We start from the raw sequence: 12,702 nt of genomic DNA on the forward strand, positions 1-12,702 counted from the left end.
CTGAATGGCGGTGAGATAATATAGTTTCCCTTGCTGCCGTGAACCTCCATGCCATATTCATCGCCAGACAAGAACTCCTGAATCAGGACATCCTCAGTTAATTTCCCAGAAAGCAAATATGCCTTTGCATCCTCATAATCCTTTGCCACATGGATGCCCATCGAGGAAGAACCGGTAGTACTCTTTATGACTACCGGCATATCCATGTTCTCCACCTGATTCAATATATATTCCTGATAAACATTTCCCGTGGAAACTGCACTTAGTTTCTGACTGGTGAAAAGATCATAGTGAAGATACAGTCCGTCAGGTGTACGAAAACCATTAGCCTGAAGGACCTGCTGTGTTCTCCATTTATCAAAACAGTTCAGGGCTGTCTCCGCTTTATAGCATATGGTTTCAAGCCCCCTGCGTCTAAGTTCCTCTGCAATTGTGGCATCTCTTATACCATTCCAGTCGTAACCACTGACCGGCCCCGGCATGGCGATAACAATATCGGGAGACAGACCCGATACAGCAGCTACAAATTCAGGAATCTTTGCTTCCGGGGGAAGTATCTCCAGATGCACCTTTTTCGGAGTCCTTATCAGTTCGCCATCCCTTATGTCCAGAAAATAGCGACCGTTAAGCTGAACCACCAGAGTTATGTCCAATTCCGGATGACGATCCGCCATTTGATCCCACTGATTTGCCCAATTGGGGTAAACAGTGCAATTGCTGCCCTTATCCCTGCGCTTGCTATTGCTCGAGTAAAAAACTACTTTTTTCATAACAGCCTCCATTACCAGTCAACTGCCCCAATAAGGTCATCGATGTAAGGCAACAGATTAACCCTGGCATCATCAATGCTGGCCTGTATAATCTCAGGCGCCGCACCTCTGCCAAAGACAGGTGCCAGACCGACCTTAAGCTTTGTAAACTTACATATCTGATCCTCTATCCGCTTCTTTTCCTGATCTGTCTTCTCTTTAAAATATACATCAATAAGTCTTCTCCAGTTTTTTTTTATGAGTTCTACAGGCATTTTTACGAGATACTCAGCGTATTCAGGATTCAAATTAACCAAATTGTATTGAGTAGTAGCCGTTGCCAAAAAATCGAAAAGGATATGCCCCCTGCTCATATCTCCCATATCAATAAGAATCAATTCTCCATTCTGCACCATGATGTTGTTTGGATGATAATCACCATGAATCAATGTATCTGCATCAGGCACTGAATTCACCAGGGCCATAAGTTTATCTATCTCCTCTGCAGTATAATAATCCCTGCACCCATCGATAGCATCATAGTATATCTGCTTTATGGACGGGAACTCAGCATCGGTCACTTTCGTCTCATGTATCAGCTTGTATAAACGGATATATTCATCCACTAAGCTGTCATAATCATCAGGTCTTGAGCTCATTACACGGGACAGCGTCTCTGAGTCTATCAGTTCAAACACAATTCCATAGCAGTCATCTACCTTCACCACTGAATATGAAATCGCTGTTGGAAGTCCGGCAATCAAGGCTTCACGGGCCATGGACCTCTCCCTTTCGATATCCACCATAGGTGTCGATTTCTGAAATACCTTTACAATTCTTTCCCTGTCAATACGATAAACGGCACCATTGGCCCCCTGACCTATAAGCTCTAAATCCTTCAAGGAATATTGCTCCATGGTTTTATGAATTTCAAACAGCCGATGAAAGCCTGTAGTCTCCAAAATATCATATATTTCCATATTAGTATTTATGATTTTGATTTTTTCCCGTTCAGCCTTGGCACATTTCAGTATGACGCGAAGACCGGCACTGGAAATGTATTCCAACCCTGCAAAATCAAATACCAGCTTCCCCTGCGGATTATCTTTCCTGAGCTTAAACAATTCGATCTCTGATTCGGAAGCATTCTCCCTGCTCAACATGTTAAAAAATCCGATCACCACACTATCTTCAGTGGCTTGAAGCAGTTTAATTGTACTCATAATAAGCTCCCTTCACCATATCCGTCTTTTTTTTAACGTAAAGTGCTTTAGGCTGTTGCGTCTTACCAGGCTTGGATTCACCACAAGGATTTTGCCAATGGCCTTGTTATAACGCCATTGTTCACATTTTTCTTCTTTAGAAGAAAAATCTTCCAATTAGCGTTTCAACGAGCTGGGAGATATGCTCGCCAGCTGTTGTAGTTTGTTTTCCCCCACCTAAAGAGGAAGGGGACATCTTAAAGCTCGTTATATCATTTTTATTGACTCATTTTTAACATCTTTTCATATTCATCCGCAATAATAGGCCGGCTGAAATAGTACCCCTGGACCATATCACAGCCAAATTCCCTCAGTATATCCACCTGGAACTTCTCCTCTATTCCTTCAGCGATTGTTCTGAAGCCCATGGTTTTGGCCATCATGATCATATACCTTATGACCGCTGATTCCTCTTCGGTCATATCAAGTCTCATATCATCAAAAAAGCTCTTATCCAGCTTCAGGGTATCCAGGGGAATTCGGCGAAGCAACCCCAAGGAGGAACAGCCTGTACCAAAATCATCTATTGATACCTTAAAGCCCATACCATGAATCTTGTTAATAAACTCCACCACAATATCCTCATCAACATCTGATGAGCTTTCCAAAATTTCAAATTCTATAAGGTCCTGAGGAATATCGTACAGGAACAGCTTTTCACGGACAAAGGCCAAATATCCCGGTCCATTTAGTATTGTCGGTCTGGATACGTTAATTGAGATAGGGAGGACCTCCAGGCCCATAGCTCTCCATTCACAAATATTGCGACATACAAGGTCCATTACATGCATATCAAATCTGGTGGCATTTCCATCCCTCTCAAAAAGCGGAATGAATTTACCTGGTGGCATAAAGCCCAGTTCACCACTTTCCCAACGAATCAGTGCTTCCGCGCCCCCATGGACAGCCTCATCCCCACCGATATAAAACTTTGGCTGATAATAAATCAAAAATTCTCCGCGCTCAATTCCCAACAGGAATGCATCCTCAATTTTTTTGTCCTCCAGAATAGCCTGCCGCATACTGTCATCAAAAATATACACCGAGTTCTTATTTTCATATTTCCCCTTTTTGCGGGCAATATTTGCATTATCAGCAATTTTGGCAGCCAGTGCCATACCCTGTTCAGCTATTGATTCAGCAGTGCCACTAAAATATTCCTGCATCTTGTTAACGCTGATTATTACCCCGCCGGCTGAAAAGGACAGCACATGATTATATATACCACCGTTCACATTATTTGTGTACTCCCGGGGATCCATAGCCACCAGATCTATGAGTATATTATCCAAAATATCCCTTATTCTCTGATAATCACTTTCCCTGCCATGGCTTTTCAGCAGCAGGTAAAAAAGATCATTCCCAACCCGATAGCACTTCTCATCGGCATTCATATTCCCGGACAACATATTACCTACCAGCCTAATGATTCTGGTACCATGGGAAAATCCAAAAAATTCATTTACAACCTTGAATTTATCGATATCCACAGCAACCATTACATAATCATTTTCTGGTTTTTTCGCGCACAAAATATTGACCATGTCCTGATTAAAAACTGTAAGACTTGGCAGCTGGGTAATATCATCCTCAACGGCTCTTTTTTCCTGCTCCACAAACTGGCCGGCATTCAACAGCAAGCTATACCCCAAACTGGCACTGATAAACAGGAATAAGCCAAGGAGGATTTTATCAAAATACCCTAAAAATTCTCCAGTCTCCATATGAAAGCTTTCAGATAACAATAATATCCCTACAATGTTATTAATCATCAAAAGAACTACAGCGGAAAGCGCTGACAGTCCTGCCCATACCATAAATCGTTTCTGCAATCCTTTGACCATGCCTATACCCCAAATCTCCAATGAACTATACACAATTTCTATGCCATCTTATTCTTGCCCCGAATCAGGGATGCCACAACACCAGCCATACAGATCACCGCACATATCCTGTATGTAACCTGCATTGCCAGCAACAGCCCGTCATTATCATCGCCTGTCATTGATTTGACAGCATTGACATCCATTACTATTGTAACGATTGCCATGGAAAGTGCCTGCCCGATAATCCTCATGGCAGCCAGCATTGATGATGCCGTACCATAATATTGGCTGGGAATGGAACTAAGTATTGCATTGTTATTAGGTGAGGCAAACAGTGCAAAGCCTATACCTATGGCAATAAGTACTCCACCCACCAACAACAGTGAGCTTTCCTGATCCAACAATGATAAAACAGCCAAACCTATGCAATTAATTCCCATGCCTACAGATGCTACCTTTCCAGGGTCAATCCTATCTGACAATGCACCTGCAGCCGGCGACAAAAGCGCCATCATTACAAACTGCAGCAACAGTATCAGCCCTGATTCTGCCGCTCCCAGACCACATATAACCTGCAAATATACTGCTAACAGGAAGCTGGTGGCAAAGGTAGCTGCATAATGCAGCATGGCAGCCAAATTGCTGCAGGAAAATCCCCGATTACCCACAAACAGATTTACATCAAGCATTGGGAATCGTGTCTTGCCTTCGATATACACAAACAAAAAGAAACCGGCAATACCCAGTAGGAATAAATAAAGGCCTATTTCCTGACTGCTTATTTCCGAAAAACCATACAAAAGAAGCGGTGCCATCATCATATAACAGAGACTGCCCTTATAATCAAAGGGTGCTCCCTTTTCACCATACCATTCTTCCTTTACCCTGGCTAAAAATACAAGTCCCAAAGCGGCTATGGCTCCGGTAAGAAAAAAAAACCAACGCCAGCCTATGTATGTACATATTAACCCGCCCAAAGCAGGTCCACAGGTCAAACCAACATATACAGCTGCAGTAGAATAGCCCAATATCTTTCCCCGCATGGATTTGTCATAGACAGAAACCAACACAGCCATCCCCGGGCCAAATACCATTGCCATAAATCCACCCTGCAAAAATCTTATCGTGGTCAAAAATTCTACAGACTGTGAAAATCCAGCGATAATCAAGGTTATGGCAAACAGGGTTATACCAATCTTATACAGCTTCTTTCTTCCTAAAATATCTGCGGCCTTCCCCAAGGGGAGGGTGAATATGGCTGAACCAAACATATACGCAGATACAAAGCGGCTCATATCACCTGCTCCGGCATCAAACTCATGTCCTATGGAAGGTACTGCCACATTGATACCACTGCCCACAAAGGCACCTACAAAAGATGTTATCATCACCGCATATAATACAAGTTTTTGCAAACTACCATCCCCTAAACTCTTACCAAAATTGTACTATAAAAAACGGTATTATACCATTCCAATTTTTGTGATGGGAAAATTTTTTTAACAATATACTGCAATAAATTTACAAAATCAAGAAAAAACAAAAAGGACCCTGACATTTGCCAAGGTCCTTCAAAAATAGAATTAATATCTAAACTTGCTGGCTTCGTTATTCATTTCTTCTGCCAATTCAGCCAAGGAATGGGCCGCAGCAGCAATTTCCTCATTGGAAGCTGACTGCTCCTCGGTTGCTGCTGATATGGTCTGGGTCCTGTTGGCTGTATCACGGCTTACAGTATCAATGGAATCAACGGCTTCAACAATACTGGAGGCACCATTGGATACTGTTTCTGCAGCATCATTGATATCATGCATCTGATCACTGATTCCACTAACCTTGGACATGATTTCCTGGAACTGCTCACCAACATTGCGGATGGACTTAATACCTTCCGTAACATCTTTGGTACCGGTCTCCATAGCCTTGACAGCCTTGACGGTTTCATTTTGAATATCGCTGATACGTTGTCTTATCTCCTCAGCCGAGGTCTGGGATTCAGATGCCAGCTTGCGGACTTCTTCAGCTACGACAGCAAAGCCACGGCCGTGTTCTCCGGCACGGGCCGCCTCAATGGCTGCATTCAGTGCCAGAAGATTAGTCTGCTCAGAAATTGCAGATATAGTATCTACAATCTCACCTATCTGCTGTGAATTCTCACCGAGCTTTGTAACAACCTGGGAAGACTGGGTAACACTGCGTTCAATGTTGTTCATCTTGCCAATGGCGTCTTCCATCAGATCCTGTCCCTTGGCAGCGGCAGCAGAGGCTGCTGCTGTTTCCGAAGCTACCTGTTGAGCCTTTTCGTTCATGACATTAATGTCACTGTATACTATATCTACATTCTTTTTGGCAATGTCGATATCATCCAGCTGTTTATCCATGCCATTGGCTACATCCCCAACGGTCTCTGCCACATTGACAGATATATCAGCTGACTGGGAGGCATTGGCTGTAAGCTCCTCAGATGCAGCAGCTACCTGATTGGCTGTGCTGGCCATATGTTTTATTACCCCTGTCAGGTGATCATGCATCCGGTTAAAGGATGCTGCCATATCTCCAAGTTCATCTGAAGTGGTTACCTCTACCTTTTCCACTGCCAGATTACCGGCAGCCATTTCCTCTGCGGCATGCTTAAGTGAAATCGCAACGCTCTGAAGCTGACGGCCAAACATAAGGCAGGCAGCAATAATAAGCAGCAGGCCAACGATGCTCACTGCAATAAAGGTATTGCGAAGATTGTACACCGGCTCGAACACCACATCCTTATCTACAACCACTGTGGCCAACCAGCCGGTATCCTCCAAGGTAGAATACGCAACAACATTTGATCCATCAACAAAGAAGCCTTCACCCTGGGCTACCATTTCCTTGAAATGGTTTCCCCAATGCTTACTGTCCACTTTTTCCAAAGGTGTGGTCCCATCATTTGATGCCAAGACCTCACCAGTGGTCTGAATAAGATAGCCTACACCATTACCACGGTATTTAAAATCAGCAATCATTGAATCAAGCATGCTGATTTCCACATCCTCACAGATAGCACCGTAGAACTGTCCGTCCTTCCCCTTGAAAGGGGCAATGCAGGAAATTACCAGCTTATGGGTAACGGCATCCTCATAGGCCTCAGTAACAAAAGGTGCATCTTTATGAGAAGCATCAACAAACCATGACCTGGTGGTTGGATTGATATCAGCAGAAATATCCCCGTCCTTGTAATCATAGAAGAGTCCATCCTTGTTGGCCACTGCCATAGCCAGGATAGTGGAATCATTCTTGCCCATGGACAGATTGATTTTATTGGTCATAGCTGCAGAATCAGCACCGGCTTCAGTTATGGCATCCCTGGAAGCCTTTGCCATAGCAGCCCTTTCCTCAACCCATTCACTTATCTTTCCATTCTCAGCCCGAACTGATGCAATCAGCTCAGCCTCTACGCTTTCCTCCAGCGTCTTGTTTGCTGAATAAAGGCCAACTACAGAAATAATTGCCATTAATAAACCGCAACAAGCCGCCAGCAAAGCAAATTTTTGTTTCAAATTCATAATAATACACCTTTCTAAAATGAAACACTCAGAAGCCAATTAGCTCCAATAAAATTTGACTCTACCAAACTTTAAACTTAATATAACTGACTGAACAGCTTTCAACATAAAACAGAAAGCCTGTCCATCAGCGTAGTAAGCAAGAGAAGCGCCTGCCCCCCTTCTTTTTAGTGTCGAATCTACATCGAAAAGAGAAGGCATCGTTCTCCAGGCTACATATTAATCAGCCACCAGCCACTGAACACCATAATACAGAGTTCAACAGCTTGTTGCATTCAGGATAAAAACATTTCTCAGCCCAGCTGTGACCTGATTACCTCAACAGCCTTAGCCAGTGCATCCTTCAGCTTGGCAGGCTGTTTGCCACCTGCCTGGGCCATATCAGGACGACCGCCGCCGCCACCGCCGACAACAGCTGCAGCTTCCTTGATTATCTTACCGGAATGGGCACCCTTGGAAACAGCGGACTTGGAGGCCTTAACCACCAAATTAACCTTGTCACCATTAACCGTACCCAGAACAACGATTCCATCTGTCAGCTTCTCACAGGTCATATCTGCAATGTTTCTCAAATCATCCATATCAGAAGCATCAACAGCAGCAGCTATTACACTGATATCGCCAATCTTTTCAGCCTTGTCAGTAAGTGCCGCAGCATCTTCCTTGGCCTTTTCAGCATTGATGCTATCCAGCTGCTTCTGGAGCTCCTTGTTTTGGGCAGTAAGACTTTCCACATGTGCCACCAGCTCATCATCGTGGCACTTCAGCTTTGCTGCAGCCTCGGCAACGATTCTGGCCTTATTGTTGGCATATTCCAATGCGGCTTTTCCGGTAATGGCCTCAATGCGGCGAACGCCTGCAGCCACACCGGTTTCAGAAACGATTTTAAACAACCCGATCTGCCCGATGTTTGATACATGGGAACCACCACAAAGCTCCATGGAGAACCCCGGAACACTGACAACTCTAACAACATCACCATATTTCTCGCCAAAGAGTGCCATGGCACCCTTTTCCACTGCTGCATCCTTGGACATTTCCTCTACAACCACATCTGTACCTTTGAGGATTTCATTATTGACCAGTTCTTCAACATCAGCCAGCTGCTGTGGGCTTACAGGTTCAAAATTCGTGAAGTCAAAACGCAATCTGTCACCATTGACGGAAGAACCGGCCTGATTAATCTGGTCTCCCACTACCTTTTTCAAGGCAGCCTGCAGGAGGTGAGTAGCAGTATGATTACGGGCAGATGACAGTTTTTCAACCTTATCCAGCTTGATCTTCACTGTGTCCCCTACCTTAAGCTGACCTTCTTCCACATAGGATTCATGGTATATGGTTCCATCAGGCAGCTTCTTGGCATTTGTGGCCTTGATCCTGCCCAGCTCGCTTATAAACATACCGGTATCTCCGACCTGTCCACCACCCTCGGCGTAGAACGGAGTATTGGAAAGGATGATGCCGGCCTCTTCACCATCCTGGAGGGAATCCACCAGAACTCCATCCTTCCAAATAGCTACTACTTCTGCCTCTGTGGCATTTTCATCATGCCTGAGAGCAGCTGTATCAATATTCTTCAAGTCCGGAACTGCAAAACGCTGATTTTCAGCGCGTGCTGCACGGGCACGGTCACGCTGTTCCTGCATCTCCTTGTCAAAGGCAGCCTTATCCAGCTCCATATCATTTTCCTGAAGGATTTCTTCAGTAAGCTCCCATGGGAACCCAAAGGTATCATAGAGCTTGAAGCTCAATGCACCGTCAAGCACCTTTTTACCTGCAGACTTGGCCTCAGCCATGTAACCGTCAAGAAGCTCCATCCCCTGTTCCAGAGTAGCAGAGAAGCGGTCCTCCTCCAGGGAAATAACCTTCTTGATATAATCCTGCTTCTGGGCCAATGCCTCAAAGTCACTGGCACCTTCATATATCTTGCAGACAGCGTCCACTGCCCCTTCAAGGAATTTGTCCTTAATTCCAAGCATACGACCATGACGAATAGCGCGACGAAGGATACGGCGCAATACGTAGCCACGACCTTCATTAGAAGGTAAAATACCATCCATTATCATAATGCTCATGGAACGGGCATGGTCAGCAATAACTTTCAGTGATACATCCTTATCAGCATCCTCACCGTATTTTACCCCTGATACCTTAGATGCATATTCGATAATAGGGAACAGCAAATCAGTCTCAAAGTTGCTTGGTACGCCCTGAATAACTGAAGCAATGCGCTCCAGTCCCATACCAGTATCTATATTCTTATTTTCCAGGTCATTGTACTTGCCATCCTCAGTACGGTCAAACTGAGTAAACACATTGTTCCAGATTTCAAGATAACGGTCACAGTCGCAGCCTACTGCGCAGGTAGGACTGCCACAGCCACGCTCCTCACCTAAATCGAAATAAATCTCCGTATCAGGGCCACATGGACCTGGTCCAATCTCCCAGAAATTATCCTCCAAAGGAACAATGTGAGTCGGGTCAAAGCCAGGCTGGGCCTCCCAGAGCTTACGGGCCTCATCATCCTTTGGATATATGGTAGCCCACAGCTTGTCCTTTGGCATCTCCAAGACCTCTGTAAGGAACTCCCATGCCCAAGGAATAGCTTCCTTCTTGAAATAATCACCGAAGGAGAAATTACCCAGCATCTCAAAATATGTCTGATGACGGGCAGTACGGCCTACATTCTCAATATCACCAGTACGCACGCAACGCTGACTGGTAGTAATACGAGGACGAGGTGGTTTAACCTTACCGGTAAAATATGCCTTAAATGGCGCCATCCCGGCACCAATCATCAACAAAGTCGGATCATTTTCAGGTATCAGTGAAGCACTCGGAAGTCTCAAATGCCCCTTCTTCTCAGCAAAGAAAGTAAGATATGCTTCCCTAAGCTCATTGCCTGTCATTTTCTTCAAAACAATCTACCTCCACACAATATGTTAATTAGATATTAATAGCACTCTAACTTGTAAATTATAGCATATTTAAAGGTTAATATGAAGTTCTGCACAAAAAATAACTGCCATATAAAAAAACATACAGCAGTTATTTGCATAGATTGATTATCGATTTTGTACTACTTCCTTCAAAACCTCCAAAGCACTTTTTCAGTTGGGTCATTTGTTCCCAATTCCCCACAGAAGGCACTGGCATTAATGGCTTTCTTTATAATCTCAATTGAATGCAGTACATTATTGCAATTTGTAACAACAGTGTTCTCCTTGGCCAACAGGTTGCGTATTATAGATGCTATTTCCTGCTGCTCCGGAGGTGTAGGGACACTCACCTGTACATCATCACTCTGATTATTAACACACTGTGACTGCTTCAACCAATTCCTAAAGGACTTATAAATATCCGAAGAATCCAGGGAGCCGGTCCTCCAGTCATCCTTGCTGATACCTTTTATTTTTCGCCATATAGAGGTTAATTGGCCGGTGACCCCTCCATTGATAATGGACTTTTTCCGTATAGCTGTCCCGTCCAATACACTTTCTATTAAAGCCCTGGCTCTTTCCAAATCAGCCCATGAAGACTCAAAAACAGAAACTATACGCTTTTGTTCCTCCAGTGGCGGAAATGGTATTGGCATATTCTGCAATACTTTTCCGGAAATTTGAGGGGTTGATGTTCCGGTGGCATTTTCGTACAAATAATTCTTACTATTTAACAACCAATACCTGGCGTATGCAACATCAACGATATCGCTTCTAAAAGCTGCCACACCACGACCCAGGCAATACTCCTTATCCGCAATTACAGATTTGCCAAGATTATTTTTCATGGAAATGAGCAAATCCCCCAACTGAGATACTTTGGTAGCCGCCTTAACATACTTTTTTACGGTCACAGTACCATCATCAGGCTCTGCCACACCACTCAGTAACGGAATACATGAATCATCCTCCGTGGTGTCATCACGCCTTGGGGACTGTCCCAATATGATGCTGCCAACACTTCCCAATCTTGTCCAACACCAGTTTTCAGGCACCTTAAAAGGCTGTTCTTCCTCCGGAACCAGAGCATTTTGTATTTTTTCTTCTAATGTAAGTTGTTTCTTTGCCATTTCCTATTATTTCTCCAGTGAGCTCAGGGTATTTACCACATTCTTCAACAAGGTTGCTGCTTCATCCAGCTGTTTTGCAGCCTCCTGAGCCGCCTCCAATGGATCCGGAAGCTTCTCCGCATTCAAGCTGCTTTCATCGGTGGAAATTTCGCCATTATCAGGTGCATTTAAACTATTATCTAGTTCCACTACTATTCCTCCATGATTTTTCCTTCTATATTAAAATGCATATTTTAAAAATGCTACCTACATAATAATAATATATGGAGCTGAATTTGACAAATAATTGACCAAGCCAAAATCCAATCCTCTCAATATTATTCTTTAACCAATCCTCATCATTTCCACTTATAGATTATTTATTCTATCACTGTAATATACCAAAAAAAACTCCCGGCATTAAACCGACAGTTTAAATATTTGGCAATTGCCATATTTTTTTTGCTGTAGTAGGATTGTAGTAGTTCAAAGTATAATGCATTACGAAATTGAGGATTATTATGGTTACAGAGATAAAATTGCCAAAAATTACTATAAAATACATTGAGGGCAAACCGGTCAATCAGCTATTGCTGGTAGGCGGTGGCAGGCAGCCATCAAAGGATTGGCTGCAGAAGGCAGTCAATGGAAGAACACTTTGGTGCATTGACCACGGGGTAGATATATGCCACGAGCTTGGTCTTGTACCGGAGAGATTACTTGGTGACTTTGACAGCTGTAATTCTAACAGCCTGCAATGGGCTAAGGACTATGGCACCATTATCGAAAAATATGATGCCCACAAGGATTTCACAGATACCCAGGCAGCCCTTAATAAGGCACAAAAGGATAACTGCTACACTATCCTTACAGGAGCTATGGGCAACCGCTTTGACCATACCTACAGCACTATTTTTTCTTTTGGCAACTCCCTGATTAATGGCTGCATTGCCGACGAACAGGAAACAATCTTCTTCCTCCGTAGTAAAGAATCCATACAGATTGCATTGAAAGCAAACCCAAAGGCAATATCCCTGCTGCCCATAAGTCCACAGGTGTCTGGAGTTAACACCAGTGGTCTCCATTGGGAGCTCAGTAATGCACAGCTGATCCAGGCAGAACCATATGCCGTCAGCAATGTTCAGGCCGACGAATACCATGGGGATTTTACTGTTTCCATAGGAAATGGAATATTAGCGGTATATATATGCTGGCAGGAATAACGCACCAGGCTGTTAATAAAATGACACAAAAAAAGGGAAGCTTTATGATATG

10 protein-coding genes are annotated in these 12,702 nt (G+C 43.9%); 1 reads left to right on the forward strand and 9 read right to left on the reverse strand.

Annotation, left to right across the window (positions count from 1 at the left end; translation table 11 throughout):
* The 9 genes from K6C05_RS03340 to K6C05_RS03380 form a co-directional block, all read right to left on the reverse strand.
* A partial coding sequence (locus tag K6C05_RS03340; RefSeq protein WP_296731211.1) for an ATP-grasp domain-containing protein occupies window positions 1-770 on the reverse strand: 770 nt, incomplete at its 3' end.
* Between the two features lie 11 nt (window positions 771-781).
* Complete coding sequence (locus tag K6C05_RS03345) at window positions 782-1,972, reverse strand: phosphotransferase (protein WP_296731213.1); 1,191 nt, start codon at window positions 1,970-1,972, stop codon at window positions 782-784.
* Window positions 1,973-1,984: 12 nt separating this feature from the next.
* Window positions 1,985-2,128, reverse strand: a complete 144-nt coding sequence (locus tag K6C05_RS03350) for a hypothetical protein (RefSeq protein ID WP_296731215.1) — start codon at window positions 2,126-2,128, stop codon at window positions 1,985-1,987.
* A 101-nt stretch (window positions 2,129-2,229) separates the two neighbouring features.
* Window positions 2,230-3,888, reverse strand: a complete 1,659-nt coding sequence (locus tag K6C05_RS03355; RefSeq protein ID WP_296731218.1) for a GGDEF domain-containing phosphodiesterase — start codon at window positions 3,886-3,888, stop codon at window positions 2,230-2,232.
* Window positions 3,889-3,893: 5 nt separating this feature from the next.
* The gene (locus tag K6C05_RS03360; RefSeq protein ID WP_296731220.1) at window positions 3,894-5,252 is read right to left on the reverse strand and encodes an MFS transporter; all 1,359 of its coding nucleotides are present in this window, start codon (window positions 5,250-5,252) and stop codon (window positions 3,894-3,896) included.
* Between the two features lie 168 nt (window positions 5,253-5,420).
* On the reverse strand, window positions 5,421-7,328 hold the full coding sequence (locus tag K6C05_RS03365) for a methyl-accepting chemotaxis protein (protein WP_296731222.1): 1,908 nt from the start codon (window positions 7,326-7,328) through the stop codon (window positions 5,421-5,423).
* 344 nt (window positions 7,329-7,672) lie between these two features.
* On the reverse strand, window positions 7,673-10,288 hold the full coding sequence (gene alaS / locus K6C05_RS03370; protein WP_296731233.1) for an alanine--tRNA ligase: 2,616 nt from the start codon (window positions 10,286-10,288) through the stop codon (window positions 7,673-7,675).
* A gap of 179 nt (window positions 10,289-10,467) precedes the next feature.
* Complete coding sequence (locus K6C05_RS03375; protein WP_296731225.1) at window positions 10,468-11,448, reverse strand: restriction endonuclease subunit S; 981 nt, start codon at window positions 11,446-11,448, stop codon at window positions 10,468-10,470.
* A 6-nt stretch (window positions 11,449-11,454) separates the two neighbouring features.
* Window positions 11,455-11,637: a hypothetical protein gene (locus K6C05_RS03380; RefSeq protein ID WP_296731229.1), complete on the reverse strand. Its 183-nt coding sequence runs from the start codon at window positions 11,635-11,637 to the stop codon at window positions 11,455-11,457.
* Between the two features lie 311 nt (window positions 11,638-11,948).
* Between K6C05_RS03380 and K6C05_RS03385 the strand changes: the two genes are divergently transcribed.
* Complete coding sequence (locus K6C05_RS03385) at window positions 11,949-12,650, forward strand: thiamine diphosphokinase (protein ID WP_296731230.1); 702 nt, start codon at window positions 11,949-11,951, stop codon at window positions 12,648-12,650.
* Window positions 12,651-12,702: the final 52 nt, after the last annotated feature.

It is taken from the genome of Anaerovibrio sp., from assembly GCF_024697385.1.
In the GTDB taxonomy this organism is placed as follows: Bacteria; Bacillota; Negativicutes; order Selenomonadales; family Selenomonadaceae; genus Anaerovibrio.

Bases quoted from the DNA above. Each gene is read 5' to 3' on its own strand.
- K6C05_RS03385 (WP_296731230.1), top strand. From the start codon at position 11,949: ATGGTTACAGAGATAAAATTGCCAAAAATTACTATAAAATACATTGAG.
- K6C05_RS03365 (WP_296731222.1), bottom strand. From the start codon at position 7,328: ATGGCAATTATTTCTGTAGTTGGCCTTTATTCAGCAAACAAGACGCTG.
- K6C05_RS03375 (WP_296731225.1), bottom strand. From the start codon at position 11,448: ATGGCAAAGAAACAACTTACATTAGAAGAAAAAATACAAAATGCTCTG.
- K6C05_RS03345 (WP_296731213.1), bottom strand. From the start codon at position 1,972: ATGAGTACAATTAAACTGCTTCAAGCCACTGAAGATAGTGTGGTGATC.
- alaS (WP_296731233.1), bottom strand. From the start codon at position 10,288: ATGACAGGCAATGAGCTTAGGGAAGCATATCTTACTTTCTTTGCTGAG.